This is a genomic window from Ruminococcus sp. AM42-11, assembly GCF_003480145.1.
Classification (GTDB): domain Bacteria; phylum Bacillota; class Clostridia; order Lachnospirales; family Lachnospiraceae; genus Blautia_A; species Blautia_A faecis.
Genome location: NZ_QUIO01000023.1, coordinates 33,288 through 55,860, shown reverse-complemented (window position 1 = coordinate 55,860; position 22,573 = coordinate 33,288). Strand labels below are relative to the sequence as shown.

Annotated in this window: 30 protein-coding genes; 5 read left to right on the top strand and 25 right to left on the bottom strand. The window is 42.6% G+C overall.

The window, feature by feature from the left end:
• Positions 1-165 precede the first annotated feature (165 nt).
• The 19 genes from DW904_RS14030 to DW904_RS22950 all read right to left on the bottom strand — a co-directional run bounded on the left by DW904_RS14030 (position 166) and on the right by DW904_RS22950 (position 10,652).
• Positions 166-561, bottom strand: coding sequence for a hypothetical protein (locus tag DW904_RS14030; protein WP_118581659.1), 396 nt, complete (start codon positions 559-561; stop codon positions 166-168).
• 22 nt (positions 562-583) lie between these two features.
• Positions 584-1,027, bottom strand: a complete 444-nt coding sequence (locus DW904_RS14025; RefSeq protein WP_118581656.1) for a DUF1515 family protein — start codon at positions 1,025-1,027, stop codon at positions 584-586.
• On the bottom strand, positions 1,017-1,604 hold the full coding sequence (locus tag DW904_RS14020) for a hypothetical protein (RefSeq protein WP_118581653.1): 588 nt from the start codon (positions 1,602-1,604) through the stop codon (positions 1,017-1,019). Before DW904_RS14020 ends, DW904_RS14025 begins: the two co-directional genes overlap by 11 nt.
• A gap of 385 nt (positions 1,605-1,989) precedes the next feature.
• Positions 1,990-2,463: a hypothetical protein gene (locus tag DW904_RS14015; protein WP_118581650.1), complete on the bottom strand. Its 474-nt coding sequence runs from the start codon at positions 2,461-2,463 to the stop codon at positions 1,990-1,992.
• Complete coding sequence (locus DW904_RS14010) at positions 2,402-2,755, bottom strand: hypothetical protein (RefSeq protein WP_118581647.1); 354 nt, start codon at positions 2,753-2,755, stop codon at positions 2,402-2,404. The genes DW904_RS14015 and DW904_RS14010 overlap by 62 nt, the downstream gene beginning before the upstream one ends.
• 16 nt (positions 2,756-2,771) lie before the next feature.
• On the bottom strand, positions 2,772-2,981 hold the full coding sequence (locus tag DW904_RS14005) for a hypothetical protein (protein WP_118581644.1): 210 nt from the start codon (positions 2,979-2,981) through the stop codon (positions 2,772-2,774).
• Positions 2,982-3,310: 329 nt separating this feature from the next.
• Positions 3,311-3,856 carry a hypothetical protein gene (locus tag DW904_RS13995; RefSeq protein WP_118581748.1) on the bottom strand — a complete coding sequence of 182 codons (546 nt, stop codon included), beginning with the start codon at positions 3,854-3,856 and terminating at the stop codon, positions 3,311-3,313.
• A 196-nt stretch (positions 3,857-4,052) separates the two neighbouring features.
• Positions 4,053-4,490: a hypothetical protein gene (locus tag DW904_RS13990; protein ID WP_118581638.1), complete on the bottom strand. Its 438-nt coding sequence runs from the start codon at positions 4,488-4,490 to the stop codon at positions 4,053-4,055.
• Positions 4,491-4,527: 37 nt separating this feature from the next.
• The gene (locus tag DW904_RS13985; RefSeq protein WP_118581635.1) at positions 4,528-4,776 is read right to left on the bottom strand and encodes a hypothetical protein; all 249 of its coding nucleotides are present in this window, start codon (positions 4,774-4,776) and stop codon (positions 4,528-4,530) included.
• Positions 4,773-5,111: a hypothetical protein gene (locus tag DW904_RS13980; protein WP_118581632.1), complete on the bottom strand. Its 339-nt coding sequence runs from the start codon at positions 5,109-5,111 to the stop codon at positions 4,773-4,775. The genes DW904_RS13985 and DW904_RS13980 overlap by 4 nt, the downstream gene beginning before the upstream one ends.
• Before the next feature lie 324 nt (positions 5,112-5,435).
• Positions 5,436-7,583 (bottom strand): hypothetical protein, encoded by a 2,148-nt coding sequence (locus tag DW904_RS13975; protein WP_118581629.1) that lies wholly within the window; start codon positions 7,581-7,583, stop codon positions 5,436-5,438.
• Between the two features lie 5 nt (positions 7,584-7,588).
• On the bottom strand, positions 7,589-7,984 hold the full coding sequence (locus DW904_RS13970; protein ID WP_118581626.1) for an RNase H family protein: 396 nt from the start codon (positions 7,982-7,984) through the stop codon (positions 7,589-7,591).
• Between the two features lie 4 nt (positions 7,985-7,988).
• A complete protein-coding gene (locus DW904_RS13965; protein ID WP_118581623.1) occupies positions 7,989-8,750 on the bottom strand; it encodes a hypothetical protein in 762 nt (253 codons plus the stop codon).
• Positions 8,751-9,008: 258 nt separating this feature from the next.
• Complete coding sequence (locus DW904_RS13960) at positions 9,009-9,395, bottom strand: hypothetical protein (RefSeq protein ID WP_118581620.1); 387 nt, start codon at positions 9,393-9,395, stop codon at positions 9,009-9,011.
• Positions 9,392-9,550 carry a hypothetical protein gene (locus DW904_RS22960; protein WP_202187726.1) on the bottom strand — a complete coding sequence of 53 codons (159 nt, stop codon included), beginning with the start codon at positions 9,548-9,550 and terminating at the stop codon, positions 9,392-9,394. Before DW904_RS22960 ends, DW904_RS13960 begins: the two co-directional genes overlap by 4 nt.
• Positions 9,551-9,572: 22 nt before the next feature.
• Complete coding sequence (locus DW904_RS22955; RefSeq protein WP_202187725.1) at positions 9,573-9,743, bottom strand: hypothetical protein; 171 nt, start codon at positions 9,741-9,743, stop codon at positions 9,573-9,575.
• A 44-nt stretch (positions 9,744-9,787) separates the two neighbouring features.
• Positions 9,788-10,171: a hypothetical protein gene (locus DW904_RS13955; RefSeq protein ID WP_147422325.1), complete on the bottom strand. Its 384-nt coding sequence runs from the start codon at positions 10,169-10,171 to the stop codon at positions 9,788-9,790.
• Positions 10,164-10,349 carry a hypothetical protein gene (locus DW904_RS13950; RefSeq protein ID WP_118581614.1) on the bottom strand — a complete coding sequence of 62 codons (186 nt, stop codon included), beginning with the start codon at positions 10,347-10,349 and terminating at the stop codon, positions 10,164-10,166. The genes DW904_RS13955 and DW904_RS13950 overlap by 8 nt, the downstream gene beginning before the upstream one ends.
• 156 nt (positions 10,350-10,505) lie before the next feature.
• Positions 10,506-10,652, bottom strand: a complete 147-nt coding sequence (locus tag DW904_RS22950) for a hypothetical protein (protein ID WP_202187724.1) — start codon at positions 10,650-10,652, stop codon at positions 10,506-10,508.
• A gap of 125 nt (positions 10,653-10,777) precedes the next feature.
• Between DW904_RS22950 and DW904_RS13945 the strand changes: the two genes are divergently transcribed.
• Together DW904_RS13945 and DW904_RS13940 are read left to right on the top strand one after the other, a co-directional pair.
• Positions 10,778-11,236 (top strand): hypothetical protein, encoded by a 459-nt coding sequence (locus tag DW904_RS13945; protein WP_118581611.1) that lies wholly within the window; start codon positions 10,778-10,780, stop codon positions 11,234-11,236.
• A 238-nt stretch (positions 11,237-11,474) separates the two neighbouring features.
• Positions 11,475-11,876: a helix-turn-helix transcriptional regulator gene (locus tag DW904_RS13940; protein WP_118581608.1), complete on the top strand. Its 402-nt coding sequence runs from the start codon at positions 11,475-11,477 to the stop codon at positions 11,874-11,876.
• Here the strand turns inward: DW904_RS13940 and DW904_RS22945 are convergent.
• Together DW904_RS22945 and DW904_RS13935 are read right to left on the bottom strand one after the other, a co-directional pair.
• Positions 11,873-12,019, bottom strand: coding sequence for a hypothetical protein (locus DW904_RS22945; protein ID WP_202187723.1), 147 nt, complete (start codon positions 12,017-12,019; stop codon positions 11,873-11,875). The genes DW904_RS13940 and DW904_RS22945 overlap by 4 nt on opposite strands.
• 184 nt (positions 12,020-12,203) lie before the next feature.
• Positions 12,204-12,401 (bottom strand): helix-turn-helix transcriptional regulator, encoded by a 198-nt coding sequence (locus DW904_RS13935; protein ID WP_118581605.1) that lies wholly within the window; start codon positions 12,399-12,401, stop codon positions 12,204-12,206.
• Positions 12,402-12,460: 59 nt separating this feature from the next.
• On the opposite strand from DW904_RS13935, the gene DW904_RS13930 reads away from it, so the two are divergent.
• From DW904_RS13930 to DW904_RS13920, 3 genes are all read left to right on the top strand, one after another.
• Positions 12,461-13,816 carry a hypothetical protein gene (locus DW904_RS13930; protein WP_118581602.1) on the top strand — a complete coding sequence of 452 codons (1,356 nt, stop codon included), beginning with the start codon at positions 12,461-12,463 and terminating at the stop codon, positions 13,814-13,816.
• A 180-nt stretch (positions 13,817-13,996) separates the two neighbouring features.
• On the top strand, positions 13,997-15,424 hold the full coding sequence (locus DW904_RS13925) for a recombinase family protein (RefSeq protein ID WP_118581600.1): 1,428 nt from the start codon (positions 13,997-13,999) through the stop codon (positions 15,422-15,424).
• A 72-nt stretch (positions 15,425-15,496) separates the two neighbouring features.
• Positions 15,497-16,075, top strand: coding sequence for a manganese catalase family protein (locus DW904_RS13920; protein ID WP_226815746.1), 579 nt, complete (start codon positions 15,497-15,499; stop codon positions 16,073-16,075).
• A 222-nt stretch (positions 16,076-16,297) separates the two neighbouring features.
• Here the strand turns inward: DW904_RS13920 and DW904_RS13915 are convergent, their stop codons facing one another.
• From DW904_RS13915 to DW904_RS13900, 4 genes are read right to left on the bottom strand one after another with little or no spacing between them, the layout of a single operon-like run.
• Positions 16,298-17,200: a radical SAM protein gene (locus DW904_RS13915; RefSeq protein ID WP_118581597.1), complete on the bottom strand. Its 903-nt coding sequence runs from the start codon at positions 17,198-17,200 to the stop codon at positions 16,298-16,300.
• A gap of 3 nt (positions 17,201-17,203) precedes the next feature.
• Positions 17,204-19,051 (bottom strand): sugar ABC transporter substrate-binding protein, encoded by a 1,848-nt coding sequence (locus tag DW904_RS13910; protein WP_147422324.1) that lies wholly within the window; start codon positions 19,049-19,051, stop codon positions 17,204-17,206.
• Complete coding sequence (locus tag DW904_RS13905) at positions 19,035-20,936, bottom strand: sensor histidine kinase (protein WP_226837566.1); 1,902 nt, start codon at positions 20,934-20,936, stop codon at positions 19,035-19,037. The genes DW904_RS13910 and DW904_RS13905 overlap by 17 nt, the downstream gene beginning before the upstream one ends.
• Positions 20,827-22,428 carry a response regulator gene (locus tag DW904_RS13900; protein ID WP_226855044.1) on the bottom strand — a complete coding sequence of 534 codons (1,602 nt, stop codon included), beginning with the start codon at positions 22,426-22,428 and terminating at the stop codon, positions 20,827-20,829. Before DW904_RS13900 ends, DW904_RS13905 begins: the two co-directional genes overlap by 110 nt.
• Between the last annotated feature and the right edge of the window lie 145 nt (positions 22,429-22,573).

Below are 22,573 nucleotides of genomic sequence, written 5' to 3'. Positions count from 1 at the left end.
ACCATCCACGACAACCGATTGCCGCCGTCAATCATGAAAGGAGGTGACCGTATGCAAGAAATAACGGCTGGTGCTGTGCACGCTGTACGAAAATTGGCATAGAAAAAGCAGCCCCGGAGAGCTGCCCTGTTGGTAGTGTACAATATTAAATTAATAATTATTTAATTAATTCCATGTACACTTACCTCCCTTATAAACAATGATCTTAGACCCATATATTTCTACGTCATTATCACAATTCATATTTACATTATCGCCTAATTCTATTATAACATCCTCAAATGTAAGTGTTCCTGGAATTATTTCTTTCTCTTTCTCCCAGTATGCTTTAGCCTGCAAAACTTTGTAATTTCCCTGTTTCAAATTTTTAAATTGATCAAGGGACAATTTTATTTTTGTTATCGCAAGTTCTTTTTGACCTTTTAATGGTCCCTTATTCATTATTTCAGCAATACTGTTTAATGTCGCCGCAGTAAACTCTATACTTTTTATTTGTATAATATGCTTTTCTCTCATTAAAATACATTCAGTACACTCATTATTTTCCAAATTAAATCCCATTCTACATATCTCCAAATTTTCTTTAGTGAACAATCGAAGCTATTGTCGATACTGTTGCATAATAAATGCCAACCATAGCCGCTACCGTTGCAATCACTCCCAAAACAATAGCAATATTATTTGTATGTCTATACTTCCTATCTTCTTCAAGCTTAGTTGTTATCTTTTCTGACAAAGCATCAATTCTATTGTTCTGGTCATTAATCATCTGCTCGATACGATCTAGCCGCTTATCCATGCGCTGTTCCGAGTTTTCAACTACTCTGTTTACTCTATCTTCAGAATCTTTTATATCTTTCCTTAAATCAGATTGATCACGATCAACTTTTTCAATATATTTCTGCAACAAATCGTCCATAGAATCATCCTCCGGCTTTTTATATTCTCCGATTTTTCCGGATAAAATTTTGTCAGAACTATTTTCTCTTACACGATCACGAAAATTCGTCACTGTACTATTTCTCATCGCTTTGCTCTCCGTCACTGTAAATTTCAGATAATTGTCTTATCAAAAATTCTAATTCATCTTTACTCAATGACAGATCTAATGATTCATTGTCGTTACGTATCACTCGGATTTTTTTGTATTGATCATTAGTTCTATTATACGCTACAGATTTCAATCCTAGACCGCCATTTTCTGGTGGAAAAACATCCGCCGATAAATGCTGTATAGAAATAGTAAAACTCTTTATTGCATCCCGATATTCCTCAGCAATATTTTTAATTTCATCCTCACTTAATCCCTCTACAAGATTTACATTCTTTTCACTTTCCGGATCAAATACTTTGGTTGGATCATAATCATCCTCGTTTACCGCATTAATGTATACATATCCGCAAAAGAAAAAGGACTGAAAAGGAGCTCCTAAGATTAAGCTTATTGCTTGATCCATTTCATCAAAACAAAACGGATAATCTACTCTAGTCTGAAATATCTGAATAATCTGAAGTGCTTTCGCAAATATCATTTTGTCCTTCCGATATCTCAAAAATATTTCTGGACTGTAATTAAATATATTACTTCCATTCTCATAAGCCATAACACGTCAACCTCCCACATACATTTTCTTTCATCATACTACAAAACGCCCCGTATTTCTACAGGACGTTTGCAAAAAATGTATGTAGTTTGGATAGCTTCTCTCGAAGCCAATCGGAACACCAGGACTCGAACCTGCGACTCGGCTTAACGGCTCATGCTCCCTCCCGATCGGGAGGTGTTCCGGTAGTGAAGAGTGCGCCACCTTTTCACTGCGATATCATTTTAGGCTACTGTGGTGCCAGCAATCCCCTGGCTGATATCTGCCCGAATCAACTGCCAGGCTGTGACACCTGGCAATCACTTAATAAGGAGCTTATTGCAAAATCTTTTCGCCAATCCCAGTTTATATACTACCATAGAAAAAGCGAACATGACCGAACATTTTATAATTTTCCTAAATTATCTTTCAAATATCTGTCATGTCGGATACGGCAGTTATCCTCTGTGTACTTGATTCTCCGGTTTGGGAAGCGGTAGTTCATGTTTATGGCTACTGCTGCCCAGGTCATGTCGTCCAGATAATACAGGCGGAACATTTGCCGCAGGTCACTCTTTGGGATTTGCTCAATGAAATCATCTACAGCACTGACAGCTTCCTGCAGCTCATCTTCCATGATATGTAGCTTTGCCACCCTCTTTTTAATCATATTCTTCACCTGGTAAACTTCCGGGACTGGGTAGCCGGTGATCTTGATCGGGCCTATGGTTCCGTCTTTTCTGGTTCCCCTGACGGTATCTGATACTACTCCCTCATTCTCGATCTTGATCAATCTGCGCTTGTCCCGGTCTATCCGGTCATGTAAGTCCTTGATCTCTTCTCTCAGCTCCAGGTACTGTTCCAGCACATTCTTTTCCATCGGTACCACCTCCTGCTTTCAGTCGTTCCAGTTCCCAGTATGTAGTGGATCTGGTTATGCCATTTGGTAATTGTAATTGCACTACATGGGGATATAATGCTTTTATCCTGGCTTTCACCTTTTGGGTGATGATCTTCCCGTCACCAGAAGCATAACTGGTTTGTATGATCTGAATAATATCCCCTCTTTTGATTCCATGTTTCTCTTCCAGTCTTCTCTGCTGTCGCTCCCATTTCTCTGCTTCAGCTATCGCCCACTCAGCTGTTGGGTCTTTATATTTTTCATGGTTCATTACAAGCTTTCACCTCCTACAAGTCTGCCAGTTCCTTTTCATATATTTCTTTTTGCTGCCTTAACCATTCTGCAAGATCATTCTGGAATCGCTTTGACTGTCCATCATCAGTTTTTGGAGAAACAACTTGTACCCAATGATGTTTATCATGTTCTTCCAGAATCCGCGTAATACTTTTAACATCCCGCTCCAACTCTTTTGCCTTTTGTAATGTGTCCTTATCCATTCCGCAATTCCTCCAGTTCTGAAAAATCCCATTCACGCGGTAGTGTGGATCCGCAATGGCTAATCATGGCGCAGCGTACACAATGTGGGTGTTCCGCACAGTACCTGCTTACTGTCTTTATTGCACACAGCAGCTCTTGATTTGTGACTGCTGCCTGCTCTGTATTAATATTTTCCTTCGCTATTTTCTTTCCCCTACTCATATATCATCATTCCTCTGCTTTTTCTGTTTTTTTATCGCACATGACGCCCATAGTAATACACCAAATGCTCCAAGCACAGTTCCAATGCCAAATGCTATTAATAAATCAACCATTTTTGATTTCCTCCTCAATGTCCACTCCGCAGCATACAAAACAGCAACTCTGTCATGGATTTTATTCTTATACCCTGCCTGCATGGCAATACGATTTCCAGCTTCCAGTTTCTGTCCTCGCTTAATGGTGTGGGATCTTTAAATTCTTCCGCTGCTTCTCCCCAGAACGGAATAGGAACCATAACTCCGTAATAAATTGATGAATCTGGGTGTTTTTCGCGCATGTAATTAGCAAATTTACCACTTCTAAAATCTGGCTGAATTTCTTTGTAACACTCCATCGTAGTTACTATATAGTTCTTTTCTCCAAAGAAATTCAAACCATTACCGCTATAAACATCTTCCTTACAACTTTTGATCTCATAGCAAGTGAATATGCCTTTTTCTATTCCGGATACAGAGTATTGATTTGCCGGGCAAAACTCCATATAATCCACTCGTTTTGCCTTTGATGTCCATGGATCAATGCTAACCTCGCTGGCCCAGTGCGAACCAGCTCCACCAATACGAGTAGATACAAGTAGTTGTCCAAGGAATTTGGTTGTTTCTGCTCTTGTCATTTTCTCACCTCGTTTTAGGAATTTGGACATTATGCTTTTTTCCCACTGCTTCCACGGTTGCGCTTCCCATTTATTGCAACTATGGTCATCTCTGATCCAGATTCCTTTCTTGTCACATAGAAGATCGTCATTGTGCCTGCAGGTCTTACAGGTTCTATCTTCCATCTTGCTATTCATTTTCCATCACCCCTCGTACCTATTCCCTGTTAAATCCCATCTCTTCATAAATGTTATAATTTGCCAGATTCTCAAACTCTACATCAATGTCCATCTCCTTTTGTGCAAGCTCATAAGCTTTTGCAACTCCGATCCGGTCTACATAATCCATTGCTGCTTTCCAGTTCTTTAGGAATTTTTTGTTTGCTTTTGTAAATCCCCACGAAAGCTTAATCGCATACAGAGAAATAATTATATTGGTTACGGTAATATAGTCCTCTGCACGTTCCAGTTTTTCCTGGGCTTCTCTGATCACAGCGTCTGTTGTCTGCTGTTCCATCCTTTTCAGGTATGTTTGCAATATAGAAGCCTGCTGCCCGGTCATCCCTGATACCTGGGCCACTGTAAGATTAAGGTTTAATGGCACCTGACATTTTTCCTGCATCCTTGCCTGGCGCCTTCTTTCTGCTCTGGTCATACTCTTTCACCTCTTCGTTATTAGGCATTCATTTTGATTATCCTCTGCCCTTCTTCAGCAGCTTCTGCCGGACCAGATCGTATTCCAGGAGCAGGTTCCGGTCTTTGTTTCTGCTGAGTGTCCGGTCTGCGGCTCTTAGATAGTATCTGCCGTTTATCAGTCTTCCCTCAGCTGCGGCACCGTACAGACTCCCGACTGTCCGGTTCAGCCTTTTGGATGCTTCCTTTATGGTTACAGCCTCTTCTGGCTCTTCTGTTATGTTTTCTGTAATCTCATATAATGTCATAGCCAGTTTCTCCCGAATATCTTCCGGAACTGTTCCCTGCTGCCAATCTGGCTCTCAAAGGCTTCCTGTCCCAGTCTGTGAAGCTCATCCATTACCGCCTGGTCTTTATGTACCGCATGTGCTCCGAACTGGTGGCATTCCAGGCACAGGTCTACTTTTAATCCATATTGTTCGGATAATGTTCGGTTAGGTCCGCCAAAAATATGATGCTCTTCGGTCTGTGCGTACCGTCCGCACAGGTAACATCTTCCTTTCCGGCTTCCAAGGATGCTTGCCGGATGGGAGATTCTTTTTTTCTTTGTTTTCCCTTTCGGAAATTTCAGTCCTACATCCATACGCCCACCAGATTCCCGAAATCACCCGGCAATGGCGGAAAAAAGTCAGCCTGGTCCGGTCTCTAAAAATGGAATGAAGCTCCCTTACATTCTTTTTTATAAGCACAACATTTGTTGGCTTGTCTCCTTCAAATAACCTGGCTACGCTCTTCCCGGGGTAGTCTGTTGGATTTTTATATATAGCAAATGAGGGTAGTTCCAGCCCACTCATGTCTATCTGTTCGATGTCTTCTACGATCTTATCGTTCATACGGCTCCTTTCCCCTGCTCCTTACAGGACGGAGCAGGGATGTAAATTGTGATATATGTGATTTAGATTGCACCCTAATTTACTTCTTGCTGATAATCCTCTACCAGTTTTCTGATCAGTCTTAAGCCTCCGGTTATTAACTGGTGCTTAAGCAGTGTCCGCTTTGGTAATCCCTGGTCTGCAATTGAGAGAAAGTCATTCATTTCTTTTTCTGCTTCCTCCAAAATATCATCTATCATTACTTTTGATGGAATCGGGATATCTTTCAGACATTCCGGCCAGGCTTCGGACTGCTGCCTTTTGGCAGCATTTTGTGGCTGTTCTGCTGCCTTCTGGCAGCGTTCTTTCTCGCTGTCAAATCTAGGAGACCATGGGTCATATATTTTTTTCGCTTCAACAATGAGGCGGCCATACTTCATGTGAACTTTGGATCCGTTTATTTCAATTTCCACGCCGCCAGCAAATCCCCGAAAATCATAATCAATTCTTCCTCCACAACGGCCATGGCAGCCATATGGAGCTATTATTTTTTGTGCCTGCTTGGCAGCTTCTCCATTATTGTCTGTCATTCTGCAGGCTCTCATAATCTTTTCCAGTATGTCCGGATAGTCTTCGCAGAGTGCTTTTACTGCCTCTTCTTCCGTAAGCTCTGGCAGGTACTCAGGATGGTTCATAATATTGTCCTGTTCCGGGATCTGTGCCTCTTCTTCCTGTTGGTTTGATACCCGGTTGGCCGAAGCGTCGCATTCCAGCTTGCAGTTTCCGTGTTTCGTGCAGTTCCAGCAGCATTTTATACTGCAGTTCTCTCCATTTCCCGGAATGTGCTTCTGGGCTTCTGTCAAGGTGCAGGTTTTCCTGGAATCGTATGCACAACAGCCAACCTCTGGAAGTGTCTCGTTTTTCTGTTGCGCCGGCGCAAATTCCTCAGACTGTTTCTCTTGCTGGTCAGTGAAATCCAGGTATTCCTTTTCCATCCTCTCTTTTGAGATGTAACATAAGGTCCGTCCGAACTGATCGTAAAATACAAAATCGCCACGTCCTGGACGGAGTACTACGGCAAATTCCGCTCCCATAGCACGGAAGCGTTTTGTTCCATGGGGAAGAATGCTGGTATAACCGTTATCTAAGAAACTCCTTACCATCCTCGCCGTGGATGGGTCGAACACAGTGTTCGAGTCAAAATGAGGATAGATCTCTTTTCCTTTCTGGCGTTCCTCTTTCTTCTCTTTCAGCCAGTCTTTCTTTGTAGTGCATTCCTGGCAGTCAGAACCGGTGCACTCCTGTTCGGTCTTGTAAATGCAGTTCGGGAATCGTTTTTCGTGCAGGATTCCACTTTTTTGTGCTGTTTCTTGACTTTTTTCCACATTCTTGGGTTCGTTTCCCGCGTTATCAAACGTGTCTTTTGCACCGGCACTTTCCCTTTCGGAACCATTTTCTTCTTCGACTGTCATTTCTTGACATTCTTCCTCAAAAGCAGCTTCGTATGTATGTTTTCCAGACGCATACTGGTCAAAGAGTTCCCGCATGGTACGTAAAAAGTCTTCCCATGTGAGTTCTTCGGCTTCATTCTGACCAATTTTTGCAAATAAGGGAGTTGGATACCTGTGGAACATGATAAAAGCGTTTTCCGTCTTAAAAGTGCTTTTATCCTTGTATACAATATCCGCCATTTCCTTTATAGATCCGGAAGAATAGGCTTCGCTAGCGTACAGTTCGTTTAGGGTCTTTTTCTTATTCTGGAAATACTCCCGGATCGTGTCTTTTAAGATCTCCTCTTGCTTTTTGGCTTCCTGCTGCCAGTTCAGAAGTTTTGCCGGGCTATTCTCCTGCTCCCGGTTGTATTCCTTCAGATCCCGGATGTCTTCCCGGTATGTCTCCGGGTGCAGGTGGTTTCGGTCTTCCTCCGGAAGCTGACGCATCTCTACCAGCTTGGAAAACTCAAAACTCTGGTATCTTTCCTGTATCTCCGGCCGGTCTCCTGGCACGGAAAAGGTCTCGTATACTTTTTTGTACTTTGACACACTGTCCGCGGACATGTTGTATTCTGCTTTGGCAAATTCAGCTATGGAGCTGTAGCCGTCTTCCCGGTATCTTCCGGATTCTTCGATTCTTTTCAGCTGCCAGCCGATCATGACAAAGCTTTTTCCTATCCCATACAGGTTTTCTTTGATTGAGTTCTTTGCTTCCTCATAACCTTGTATGGTCAATTGATATTCCGCCATTTTTCCTAAACCTCCTCTTCTTTTGGCATTACCCGGTGGTACTGGTACCTCACCGTATGCATTGCTTCCAGCTTCAGGAGCTGTTCCCAAAGCTGTGCATTCCTTACTGGTTCTCCTTTTGCTTTCTTCCAGCCGTTCTGTTTCCACTGGCTGGCGTATTTATGGTAAGTGGCCAGATACCCGCAGTCTGTATGTACGGTCACGATTGCCGGACGTACCAGGCGCTGAAATGCTGCGATCGCAGTCCGCATCACCAGCTGGTGTTTCGTCTCGCCTTCCGGAAGTCTTCCCACTCCCCAGCGGTACTGCCCTTTGCAGGTTACTTTGTAGTAATACTTTGCCTCCTTTGGCTTTGGTGCCCTGGAGGACTCATATAAATAAATGTCTGTCTGTACTCCCATGTCTTTAAATCCTCCTGTTCAGCCGGATCATGGTGTAACGGCGGTATTTGTAACCGGTTACCGGATTGATTCCTTCAAATGATTCTGCTATGTAATAACCCTTCTTTGGTTTCAGGTCCTTTTGCCATCGTTTCAGCTTCTCTGGTTTCGGTTCCGGAAGAGGCATGTTCCGTGAATGGCTGTAATTTGCTTCCCGGAGTCTGGGCTTTGCCGGAGTACCATCTTTTTTCTCTTCCCTGGTATTCTCATCTTTTGTAAGATAGGCTGCCAGTCTTTTAAAATCTTCTTCCGGGCACATGCTCTTGCGGATCTGTGTCACAAATACGCCGCCATATTGCCAGACTCTTTCTATGAGGCTGGCAGTATCTCCGATATCGTTTATTACAAAATGAATGTGCCAGGCTCCCTTGGTTCCTCTTTCAATGTTCCGGATCCAGTAGAGCATCCGTCCTCTTTTCTTGTATATTCTCTTCAGCTTGTCCATTGCCTGGCGAAACTGTTTCATTGCTGTTGCCATGTCCGGCGGTCTGATCTCGGGCCGGTATGTGTATGTAGCCCAGAGATCGCCAGGGGAGAAGTACTCCATCAGAAGAAGCCTTGCACCCTTTTCCTTCTTCCAGGCATTTACCCTCTGGATATCCTCCGGGGTAGGTTTCCGCTTCGGCTTTCGTTTCTCTCCTGGAGCTCCGTACCTTCCGTCATGGTTTTCTTCTACATACAGGATATCCTTCTTACGCAGATACCAGGTTTTACGCTTGGTTCCCATTCCATTAAGCTCCTAACTTTAATATCTTTATCAAGTTCGAAACAGGGGATTTTTTCCCCTGTTTTCTTGACTTTCTGCCGCCTGGATGGTATAGTATTTATAGACGTTTTATCCAGGTGGCGGATAGTCATTGACCCATGTACTCGTAATACATGGGTCATTTTTTATGCAATTATGTAACCTCCGCCCCTCAGAACACACAGTTCTTTAGCTATTGCTTCAGCTTCACTTCTTGTCCCATAACAACTTCTGAGAGAATTATCTGAAAACCTTATAATCCACATCAGCTTTTTCTTCTTCTGGTCTTCCATTGACATTTCTCCATATTCCCTTTACAATAAGAGGGTGATAAACTATTTTTGTCCATTGGACACCGGATCCTGATGAGCTGCTACTCTCAGGATCCATTTCTTTTAACAACTGTGTAAGGTGTTCCTTAGCTGCTTCGTAGTTTTTAACGGATTCTTCCATCAATGCTTTGTCACGATAGATATCATAAGTAGTCATTTTGCTTTCTGGAGGTTCCTCCACCCAAACCCGACATGGATATCCAGCTAATCCTATTTCGAAACTTACATGGATTCCGCTTGCTATAGCTTTCTTCGAAAGCTCATATAACTCATCTATCATTTTTTCTAAACTCATGTTTTCTTCCCTTCTGGCTCTGTGCCCTGTATCAGCATCCACGCAAGTATTGATAATGCCAGTGCTCCTGCAACCTGCAGTCCGTCCCACTGCCAGAACGGCAGGTATGTAGCAAGGGTGCCTATGATGGCGGATAAGATAATGTTACGTTTCACAGCTTGCCTCCTTTCTGCTGCCTTACCCGGCAGCCTTCTTTCTTTCGAAATTATATATAGCCATTGCCAGATCAACTCGCTCCGTTTCAGTTTTCAGTGCCCGTTCCTTCGTTACCTGCGCTTTTGGAAGCTGATCTATCCTGTATGGCACGCCGTCTATGATAAATCTGCGAGTAAATTTGATTCCTATCACAATCACCTCCCCGTTACTATGGTATGGATCATGGTTGTACGGAGTTACTTCAGCTTTTTCATAACCCCTGTCCGGTTTGTGTACGACCGGTTCTGAGCTTGTTTCTCCTGTTTTCTTACATCTCCAAGCAGCCGTTCCAGATCACTGATCACCTTTCGGTTCTCTTTCATCCAGTTACAGATTGGGGCTGTTGCTTCTTTTATGTCTTTTGCTTTTCTCCGCTTCCGTCGTATATCCCGCAAGGTAAATCCCTGGCAGATATAGTCATACTGGCTGTTTTCGTTGAGCTCGATATTATGTAAAATATCCTGTGTCTGGCGATCCATATCATTTTCTGTGAGAATTGCCAGCCGATTAGACTCTTCACAAGTACGAAGAAAACTTAGGAATGCATTTAATTCAGTGCTACAGTTAACTATTTCAATCACCTCTTTCTGTCGAAATGTCTCGAACTGTGTTGCGTAAAATAGATAACGTATCCTTATTACTCTTAATTGTCATTTCACACATCTCTTTAACATAGCCATCTACCTTTTTGAAATAGTAAGTGGCTAATATTTTAGTAGTGATCACTGACGCTAAAATACTTGCTCCAATAATTTCCATCTTGCTTCATCTCCTTCCTGTTACTTCTCCAATCACAATATTCCTAGCAGCTTAGCGATCCCCATGCCGATAAAACTTCCTATGATTCCGCAGACAGTAGGGATTGCGTATTCTATCAGACTTTCTTTCGTGTGAACTGTCTCATCTCCCTTCCTATTATCCAGCCTTCTGGGTTTCCATTTCCATTGCATCTCTGGCTCTCAGGAGTTCTGAGTTATTCTCCATCAGCTTAATGCTTACAATGTCCATCTGTTTCAGATTCTGTACGATTGCTGTGATACGTTCTTTCTTTTCTTTGGTCATATTTCCCGCCTACCTTTCTGTTGAAAAATTTCGAACTATGTTTCTTGACTTTCTTTTTGTTCTCTCCTATCCTTGAGTTACAGGGTACTGGCATACCCGAGTATCAAAGAAAGGAGTTAAAACTTATGGACTTTTCTATTGTTAGCTCAATTATTGTTCCTTTAATATCAGTTATTGGTTCCTTTGTTGTTGTATATCTCAGTGCTATACGAGATGTTTTTAATGACAAGCAGAAAGTTAGGAAAGAGCAGCTTGAACATTTCTATATCCCGTTTTATCAAAGATATTGTGCAGGTTTTTTATCCAAAACACGACTAAGCGAAATGGACATAGAAGCAAGAAACAATTTCTTTGATTTGTTTACGCAAAATATTCATCTTATGGAACCGATATCTCAATCCAAATATAGTGATTTTTATGCCGCATATCTTGATCTTTTGGAAGCAGAAAGTAACAATAAAGACTATCCGCTTGTTGAATGCTCTGAGCGTTTTGATCAAGTATTTAATGACATGACAGCTTCCATATTGCTTGAGTACAAATGCATATTAAAGAAATGCCATCTCCCAGTGCCTTTAATATAAGGCCTGCTGTTCTGTGTGATTCAGCAAACAAAATGCATGCCCCAATATTAAGATTCAAAACCAGAGCAATTACAATTAGTGTCATATTCTCACCTCGCTTTCTGTTACCTTTGTTATCATTATAGTTACCTTTGCTCCTTTTGTCAACTATTTTTTGTTACCTCTGTTGACTTTTTATATTGACAATCTATGCTTTCGGTGCTATTCTTTGATTATAAAAATGAACGGAGGTGAAAACGTGACACAAGGTGAACGAGTCAATGAGGTTCGCAAAAAAGCCCAATTGACCATGGATCAGTTCGGAGAGCGTTTAGGCGTTACCAAAACTGCCATTTCTTATGTGGTAAATGGAAAAAGAAACTTAACCGAACAAATGCTGAAATCTATTTGCCGTGAATTTAGTGTAGATGAGGAATGGTTGCGAACTGGTGACGGTGATATGTCCCAGAAGCTTTCTGAGGAAGAAGAGGTTGCCTCGCTGGTCAGCAATCTACTGGAAGACGGGCGAGATAATCCATTTTTCGGAATTATCCTTGAGATTGTTCAGACATATAATGAGCTTTCTCCGGCCAGTCAGAAGGTACTCCAGGAAGCCGGTAAGAAGTTAGTGGAAAATTTAAGCAAAAAGAAAGAGGGCTAACGCCCCCTCTTCTCTCCGAGATGTTTACGGTCTAAGTGTTTTCGGATGATCACACATAATTGTTTTAAAAATATTTCATCTGATTCATCCAGCTTTGCCAGCATTTCATTGATATACTGCTTTGTTTCTTCCACTTTCCTCATATGTATAGCCCCTCCGTTCTCGTTTTGTCGAACGTTTGTTTGTTTTTAATATACACCATTTATATTTGAAGCGCAATATATTTCACAAACATTTGTTCGTTTAGCATTATCTTTTATATTTATTATACGATAAACAGAGGGATTAATTTTACTTGGCAACACAATCGTCCAGTGTACTGGACACTTATTTGTACGGTGAATCAAACAGATCTACCATCCCGACTTTCAGAGCCTTGGCAATCCTTTCTAAGTTGTCCAGGGTTGGTGAATACTTCTCGATCATAATATTATTGATCGTAGACTTCGGAATCCCGGTCATGTTCGACAGCTGCCGTACAGATACATTTTTCTCGTACATGATTTGTGTAAGTAATATTTTCATACTGTTATTATTTGCACGAAACCATGATTTATACATTTTCATTTTAAGGAGGTAGCGCTATGAAAAAGACCTTAAGAAAAAGTCTTACAACAGTAATTGTAACATTCTGCATGTTATTCTTACTTAGCATTCCGGTTCAAGCTTCTGCTTTCAAAGTTGTTTCCGGAAAAGAAATCACGCTATCATTTAGCAGTTCCCCAAACCAGTCAGTTCAATGGAATGTCAGTGATAGTTCTAAGTTATCATTAATAAGTACCGGAACTTCATCCGTTTCTATTGGTAGTTATTCCAGAACATCATATTCTGCAACGTTTAGAGGTGGTTCTGTTGGTAATGTAACAGTCTCTGCTGTTAATGGCGATACTGGCAATGTACTTAGCACCGCAACCGTTACTGTAATCGCAGACATAGGTTTTAAATTAAAATATGATACTGTGTTTGTTCCTTATGGTGAGTCTTTCCGGTTAGAACCAATAAATGTTCCTTCCGGTGAATCACTTACCTGGACAACAGATAACCCATATGCTACAGTAAGTTCTTCCGGTTTAGTCAGTGTTTCATTTCCATGGCATGTAACAACAGTAACCTGCAGTACTTCTGATGGTGTTTACCGCGCAACTTGTACTGTCATTGGAGAAACACCTAGTTATACTGCAAATCGATCCATGACAGTTGGTGACACTGATACCCTTGCATATTCACTTCGTACTTCATTAAGTGATATTTCTTTAACAGAAAAATGGACTAGCATTAATCCTAATATTGTACGTGTGGATTCAAAAGGAAATATTACGGCAAATGCTCAAGGTGTTGCAAAAATTCTTTGTGAAATCGGAAACTGTACCCTTACTTATAATATTACAGTATCTCCTGTTGCTACACCAGTTCCGACCGCTACGCCAATTCCAACCCGCATTTCAATTTCTAATGCTTCAGTTGGTAATATAAAAACGCAAGTTTATAATAAAAAGCTTAAAAAGCCAGCACTGGTTGTTGCATACAATGGCAATACATTAAAGAATTCTGTAGACTATACTGTACAATACAGTGCCAACAAAAAACCTGGCATTGCCAAATGTACAATTACAGGTATTGGAAAGTACGTTGGAACAAAAGAGGTTTATTTCAATATTTCTCCTAAGAAGCAAACTATTAAATCTCTTCAGTCAAAAAAGACTAAATCAGCAGTATTAAAATACAAAAAGGTAACAGGTCAAAGCGGTGTTCAGATTTGTTATTCAACCAGCAAATCATTTAAAAACGCTAAATATACTACTACGTCTGGTACCTCAAAAACGATCAGCAAGCTGAAAAGCAAAAAGACCTACTATTTCAAAATAAGAGCATATAAGACTGTAAATGGAAACAAAATCTATGGACCGTATAGTTCAGTTAAAAAAGTTAAGATAAAATAGAGCAAATAAAAACCGCCCCGGTGTTACCAGCACCAGAGCGGCGAGCACATCCGAAGATGCACACAATTTTTCAGCAAAAATATTGTATCATCTTCGGGGCAGCCATGCAAGCGGAACCTTTGTTCGCACTGGCTGTTATTTTTGTACTTATTTTTACATAATTATAATCGAGGTGATACCATGACCGAACAAAAATCTAATGATCTGCGCATGGGAGCACTGTATATCCGTGTCAGCACCCATGAGCAGGATGAGCTGTCTCCGGACGCGCAGAAGCGTCTGCTCCTGGACTATGCCAAGAGTAATGGGATCGTTGTCCAGAAGGACGCAGTCTTTGTGGAGAGTGTCTCTGGGCGTAATGTGAAGAAGCGAAAAGAATTCCAGCGAATGATTGCACAGGCCAAATCTCCGGAACATCCCTATGATGTGATCCTGGTGTGGAAATTCAGCCGATTTGCCCGCAACCAGGAGGAATCCATCGTTTATAAGAGTATGCTGAAAAAGGACCGTGTGGACGTGATCAGCGTGTCTGAGCCGGTTATAGATGGACCTTTCGGCAGTCTGATTGAGCGTATTATTGAATGGATGGATGAATACTACTCTATCCGCCTGTCTGGTGAAGTGCTCCGCGGCATGGGCGAAAAGGCATTAAAACAGGGGTACCAGATTTCTCCTCCCCTTGGGTATGATGCAGTCGGGGACGGAAAGCCATATAAGATCAATGAAAAGGAATTCAAAATTGTCTCTTACATCATGTCCCAGTATGATGATTACTGCCAGGACACCACTGCCATTGCCAGAAAATGTAATGATCTGGGCTACCGGACCAAGCGGGGAAATCTGTTTGAGCGGCGCAATATTGACTATATCCTGCGCAATCCCTTTTATGCCGGCATTGTAAACTGGAATGGACAGACTTTTGAGGGAACCCATGAAGCACGTTATACCACAGAGCAGCTTGACAAGCGCATCAAGCTTATGGATGCCAGACGAAGACCAGCAAAACACCGGAATGCCTCCACCTGTAAGCACTGGCTTTCCGGTCTGATCAAATGCTCCATCTGTGGCGCCACCCTCTCCTATACCGGATCCGGAGCCTGTCCTTACTTTCAGTGTTGGAAATACGCAAAGGGTTATCACAAAACCTCCGTGGCCATCTCAGTTAAGAAAATGGAGCAGCTTGTCATCGATTACCTGAAGCAGCTTCTGGATGGCGCGGATTTTCAGTATGTCCCCAAAACAACTGCGCCGGTGCAAAATGAGGAACTGGAACAGCTGAAGCAGGAACTGGCCAGACTTTCAACCAGGGAGCTGCGAATTAAACTTGCCTATGAAAATGAGATTGATACTTTGGAAGAATACAAAGAAAACAAGATAAGACTGCAGAAACAAAGGGAATCTCTTTTAGAGAATATCAAGGAACTGGAAGCACAAAAACCAGAAGATCCATCCAGGGATAATGTCCTTTCGCAGATTCGAAGTGTGTATGATGTTCTCCTGGATCCTGCTGCCGAAAGTAGTACAAAAGGGAACTTTATTCGAACTATAGTCGATCAGATTGTATTTGACAAAGAGGCTGAAATGGTGTATTTTGATATTATCATCTAAGACATATCAATTTTTCACAGGTTACGATTGTACTATTTCTTAATTCAGATTTAACTTTTTTCCAAAAAACAAGTGAATTTTATCTATTATAGGGTATCGGACTCCGGTGGCCCGGATGGAGAAATCGGTGCTTCTATGCGCTATCTCTCCCAGCGCTTTACCATGCCGAACCGAACCTCTGCAGCTGTGCTTAATGATATCGGTACTGAAGAACTGGCTCATCTGGAGATGGTTTCCACCATGGTTCACCAGCTTACCCGTGACCTCACTATGGAAGAAATTGAGAATTCCGGGCTGGGACCATATTATATTGACCACACAGTTGGCGTGTGGCCACAGGCAGCAGGGGGTGTTCCATTTAATGCCTGCGAATTCCAGAGTAAAGGTGATCCAATCACGGATCTATTTGAAGACCTTGCAGCAGAACAGAAAGCACGCTCCACTTATGACAATATTCTCCGTGTAGTACGAAATATCCCGGAAGTTGCTGATCCTATCCGTTTCCTGCGTGCAAGGGAAGTGGTACATTTCCAGCGATTTGGTGAAGCACTTCGCTCCATCCAGGAACAGTTGGATGCTAAAAACTTCTACGCTTTCAATCCAGGCTTTGACAATCCCTGCTCTGCAAGCTGTGCACCTGAAGCAAAATAGCATATGCTGCTGGTCATAAAGATAACCGTAACAGCAATACACATCTCACAGAAAACCTTTTTTAAACACGCTCTAATACTGCCCGGCAATTGCTGGGCAGCTTCAAAACAGTAGTCAGCAGGCTTTTTCTCCCCATACCAATTGTTCGTTTACTCAACTTCAAAGTCACCACAAATATCCTCTGGAACTATATCATCGGATTCGTGCATAATACTTTTTCTTTCATACCCCTTCATAATCAAACGCCGGTATAAAACTTTCCTCCGCAGTCTCCCCTTCCTGAAAATAGCCATTTTCGATTCCAAGCTCAATGGCAGCGTCCAACACCTTTTCATACTCTCGTCTGGTCACTTTCCGATTCAGTTCCGGAAATTTCTCATTCTTCCAGACAGGCGTATATTGGTTCATTACGCTGATAAAAATATCCTCCCCATAAGTCCGGTACAGATATTTCAATACTGCAATAGAATTTTTGGTATGCCCTGGCAAAATCAGATGACGAACAATTGTCCCGCGTTTTATATATCCATCCTCCGCAAACTGACAGGGACCGGTCTGACGCATCATTTCGGCAATTGCACTCTGCGCCGCCTGCGGATAATCCCTTGCGTTGGAAAAAGCAGCAGCCAATTCAGGCTCCATATATTTCATATCTGGCAGATATACATCCACATAACCATCCAGTCTCCGGATAGTTTCCACGCTCTCATACCCACTGGAATTGTACACGACTGGAAGATTCATTTCCTTTCCTCTGGCCAGCTCCAACGCCGAAATAATATGCGGCACATAATGCGCCCCAGTGACCAGATTCAGATTTGCCGCCCCTTTTTCCTGCAATTCCAGAAAAATTTCAGCAAGCCGCTCCACTGAAATTTCTTTTCCGGAATCCCCAATGGCAATATCCCGGTTCTGGCAGAAACAGCACTGCAAGCCGCAGCCAGAGAAAAAAACAGCCCCTGATCCTTTTTTTCCTGAAATACAAGGTTCCTCCCACATATGAAGAGCGGCACGGGCAGCCCTTATAGTACTGTCCATGCCACAATATCCTCTTTTGCCCTCCAGACGATTCACATTACACTTCCGGGGGCATAAGGTACAATTCTTAAATAATTCTTCTCGCATAAATTACGAATTCTCCTCTCTGATCTTCTCGGTCAGTTCCCTTCCCCCCTGGTCATACCACTCTTCCACAAAGGTATCAAAGTAATCCATGGGCTGCTCTCCCATGATCATCTGAATAAAGGCATTTTTCTCCAGGGAAGCAAGCATGTTGGGAATCTCTCCATCCGAATCAACCAGATATGTTCTGCGCACCGAACTATAATGGCCGTCAACCAGCACGCCCACTGCTGAAATTCTGGACTTGTACGCAGCCCAGTCCTCTACAGTTACATTTTTCCCGCTCAAATACTTCATACAGGCATCATAGTAAGACTTCTCCAGTGCGCTTAAATTACTTGCCTTCTGCTTGCCGGACATTACTCTCCTGATATCCTTCGTAACATTATAAATTGCCTCATTATAATCCACATTAATAACCAGCGGTCTGGCTGTAGGGTCCACATTCAAAGCAAAATAGCTGTTGATCTCATCCGCATTTTCCTCATCTTCGAACCGGCTGTAATCAAACAGAACACTGATAATTTTCATTACAATTTCCGGATGTTCGTAACCCTTTCTCACAACCACATATTTGTTGTCCCGAAAAGAAGCATAAACGTTATCTTTTTCCTGGTATTCAGCAGTAAGGTAATAAGGCTCCCAGTCTGCTTCCGGATCATTCTCAGCCACATCCATAAGCGGATTATTCGGTGCCCACCAAAGTCCAAAAAACGCACCGCATTTACCTTCCACTACCAGATCACGGAGATTATTCTGAGCACGCAGGGCAAAGTTCTGATCCAGTATTCCTCTTTCATATAGCTCACGCAAATAAGCAACGGCAGATCTGGTCTCCTCTGTCAAAGAACCATAGACAATTTCCCCGTCTTTGTCCTTGATCCATCTTCTTGGATAAGAATAAAATTTTTCAAAAACAGGTTCCACCGAATAATTCTGACTGGTAGTAGACACAAAATTTGTATCACACACAAGTCCCACAGGATCTTCCCCTTCCTCTGCTCCCATCCTGTTTTCCTGAAAAACCTGGATAATATCCATAGCCTCTTCCAGAGTCTCTGGCTCTGCAAGACCCAGCTGATCCATCCAGTCCTTTCTCATCCACAAAAGACAGGGACCGTGGTCGATTACTGCTTCCGGAAGCGCCATCAGCTTACCATCAAAGGTTCCTGCACCGAGAAGCTGGGGACCATAGCTGTTATACATGGCCTTGATTCTCGGGGAGGTACAGTTTGCATAAACCTCAGTCAGATCCTCCACCATGTCATTTTCCACAAGAACATTTAAAGTCTCCCTGTCTGAAACCACCAGTACATCCGGCAAAGTGTGATCATTTACCAGCACATTCACATACTCGTCGTAGCGATCCTCCCGCTCCATATAGGCATTTTCATTCTGCACGTTCAGAATCTCTTTCAGATATCTGGTATAAGCGCTGTCTTCGTAGGTATTTCCTGCTGGAAGATTGGAATTATTGGCACCGCTCATCTGTCCTAAAGTATAAGTCACAAGCTCCGGGTACTTTCCATACGGAGTTGTGGAAGCTTTTTTCCACAATCCGCTATCTGTAGAATTATCTGTCTGGGATTCTTCTGTTTCTGTACTTTTCTCTGCATCCGTTCTGTTTTCTGCTGTCTTTTCCGTCTCGTTGTCTACAGTGCCTGGGTCAGCTGCATCAATTCCGGAATCACTGCATGATTCCTCAGAAAGCTCATAATCTGCTTCTTCGTATTCCACACCCGTTGTCTCTTTTCCCATATTTCCAGCTGCGCTATCACAGCCTGTCAATGAACCAGACGAAATCAACATGGAAAAAGTCAGTCCCAATACCAGAATTCTATTTTTTTTCTTCACTTTTTCCACCTTTCTTTCCTGTTGTGTCCTCTGTGTCTTCTTCCGGTTCCTGCAAAAACTTTTTCGTAGAAAACTCTCCGGCTGCCACAGCCTCCTCATCCGCTTTTTCTCTTGGAATTCTCATTTCTACCCTGGTGCCTTGATCAATCTGGCTAAACACCTTGATTCCGTACTCCATCCCATAAAGAAGCTGCATTCTGTCATTGACATTTTTAAGACCATATCCGGAAGCCTTGTAAGTTACCAGCTTATCTGCCTCTTCCTGTTCCATTCCTGGTCCATTATCCTCCACAGCAAGAAGCACATCCTCACCGTCCTTTACAAAAAACAGTTTCAGAATCTTCTCTCCTTCTTCTTTCATGTCCAGCCCATGCTCCAATGCATTCTCCACAACAGGCTGCAGCAGCAATTTAGGCACAATATCTCCTTTCACCTCCGGGTCAATGTCCCAGATCACCTGAAAATCATTGTCATGCATCACCAGCTGGATATCCAGATACGCCTTAATATTCTGAATACAGTTATCCACAGTTACCATATCCTGCCCCTTACTCAAAGCAGTCCGGTAGAACATAGATAAGGACAAAGTAACCTTACTGATTTCCCTCTGATTGCTTCGAATAGCCATCCAGTTGATAACAGACAGGGAGTTATACAAAAAATGAGGGTTGATCTGGGCAGTCAGTGCCTTCAGTTCAAACTCTTTCAACGCAATCTTATTCTCATAAACCTCATGGATCAGACGATTGATCTCGTCCATCATGCTTCGGAAGCTGCGCACCAGAAGGCCAATTTCATCTCCAGCATTGCTGTCCACCGTAACCTCACGGCTCCCCTGGTTTACCCGGTTCATGTTATCGGTAAGCTCCTCGATCTTTCTGGTAAAAAGTCTGGAAAAAGAAAGTCCCAACACCAGAATTATGGCTACACAGGCCGCAATCAGGGGAATCTCGCTGACCAGGATTCCTGACACAGAGCTGTCCACTGCTGATTGCAGCTTATACAGATAAAAAATCCATCCGCAAGCCGCGTTCTTCCGGTTTACAAAAGCATAATCTCCCTGCCCGGACTCCAGAAACTCCCTGGAGACAGCCTCTCCCGAATCCTTTTCTTCCTTTTCACCCAGCATTTCCTTCTGAAACAGAACATTTCCCCCTTTATCCAGGATCATGCCCCCGGATTCTGCAGAAATAATCTTTTCAAAGGGCTGAAAAATCTTATTATAATCCAGTGTAACGCAAAGAACTGCTGTCTGCTCTCTGCCAGTATAAATCCGCCTTACAGCTGCAATCTCCGGTATCTGGCTGTCCACCACCCACTGCACAGACACATCCTCTTCCAGTTTGTCATACCACCACTCCTTATCCACCTCTGACAAAGGCACAAGTGTATACTCATGGCGCACTTTAATGCTTTCTGCAAACAACTGGATCTGTATAATGGCATCATGATAAGACTTTGGTACAGACAAAAGAGGATCTGCTACTTCTGTATATTTTATATACGCTTGATAATTATCCATATTTTTCTCAGTGATCAGATCCTCAATATCCGGGGAATAAGTGAGATAATTCAGAAGACTGGAAAAAACTTCTATCTGGCTGTCGATTCCCTCTCCGGTCTGTTCCAGAATGGAAGACATATCCTCCATTTCTTTTTCCCGGAGCAGACTGCTCATGCGGTCATGACTATACAATACAAGCAGGATCATGGGAACCAGGCTGGCTGTCACAAGAAGAATAGTCAGCTTATGACGATATTTCATATTCTCAAATTTATTCTTTATGACTGCCGGTATTTTCATCCTCTTCACCGGTTCCTTTCCGATAGGACTCCGGGCTGCTTCCATAATATTCCCTGAAACTTCTGCAGAAATAAGAAACATTGGGGATTCCTACCTGTTCACTGACCTGTGCCACCTTCATATTAGAATTACACAAAAGCTCCTTCGCCTTTTCCATCCGAACCACACGTATAAAGCGGTTCAGGTTCATACCAGTCTCTTTTTTAAAAATAAAGCTGAGATAGCCAGAAGACAAATACACCTTCTCCGCCAATGTCTCAAGACTTAAATCCTCCGCATAGTGCTGGTAAATATAATTCTTCACAGAAGCAACTTCATCTCTGGAATCACTCATGGAACGCTCCAGAAACTCCTCGTACTCCTTAATATTCTCCTGGGTGATTGCAAGGATCTGCTTCAGATTGGTACAACTGTACAGCCGCTCTACCTCATGATCCAGCTTCCGCTCCTCAGAGAATTGATTTTCCTGAAAAAGCTCCTGGATCACATTGGAAAAAACAAATTTCACATACATGGCAGAGAAACGGGTATCATTCTCATATTTCTTCACCAGACACTCAAAATGCTTCTTCAGCTGCTCCACATCTTTGCGGGAAATGTCTTCGGAAATCTTCTCCATCAGACGGGAATCCTGTGTCTCCGCATTCACCGGCTGGCTGTCAGAGGCCTCATTATTAAACACATGCACATCTGGATGATAAAATTTCTCCTCCATGGTCTGCTCCAACTGGGACATAATTTCAGGCAGCGCCTCATGCCCTTCAAACCGGCTGCTCACTGCAAGGTGAAAACTTGCAGAGTAATTCTGCTTCAAAATGTCATATAAATGCTTGGCAACCAGCTGATAATCGCAGTACACATCAGAAAAAAACAGCACAGACTGTCTGGTATTCAGATTCAGGTAAAAGAAATTCCGGTGCAATCCCTGCATCAGTTCCTCATCAATATTATCTGGAACATTATCAAAAAATGCCTTATCTGATTCGATAAGAATCGCACAGTGCCACTGCTCCCAGTTAGATTCATCTAAAATCTCCCCAGCTTTTTTCAACACTTCTTCATTTCCGGAATACAGGTAAGTCTGAAGAAAATACTGAAGAAGAAAATTCTTCCCTTTCTCTTCCTTCTGCTTCTTGGACCGGATACTTTGAAGCTCTGCTTTTACTTTCCCGATAGTTGTATGAAAGGTATCCGGATCAACCGGCTTCAGCACGTAATCCTTCACTCCGTAACGCATAGCTTCCTGGGCAAAAGCGAAATCACTGTATCCACTAAAAATTACAATTGGAAGATTGGGATACTCTTCTCTGACCTTGCTAGCCAGCTCCAGACCGTCCATATGAGGCATTTTTATGTCTGTTAAAAGAAAATCAATCTCTTCACTTCGCAATACATTCAGTGCCTGCCTGCCATTGGCAGCCTCATGGATCTCGTATTCTCCCTCTTCCTGTGCCAGAAGGAATTTAATTCCCTCCCGCTCAATTTTCTCATCGTCTGTTATCAAAACTCTGTACATATTGGTACTCCGATCTTTTATTATATTTAACACCGGGACAACTCTTCCAACTGTCATTTATGTCCGCCTGTCAGAAAAGCCAGAAATTTCATATCGCCTGTTGCTTCTGCCTCTTTTTTTCTGTCTGGCGCACATGAAATCTTATATAAAGATAAAGATAGCCCCTCGCATCTCTGCAAAGAACTATCTTTATTTTAACATT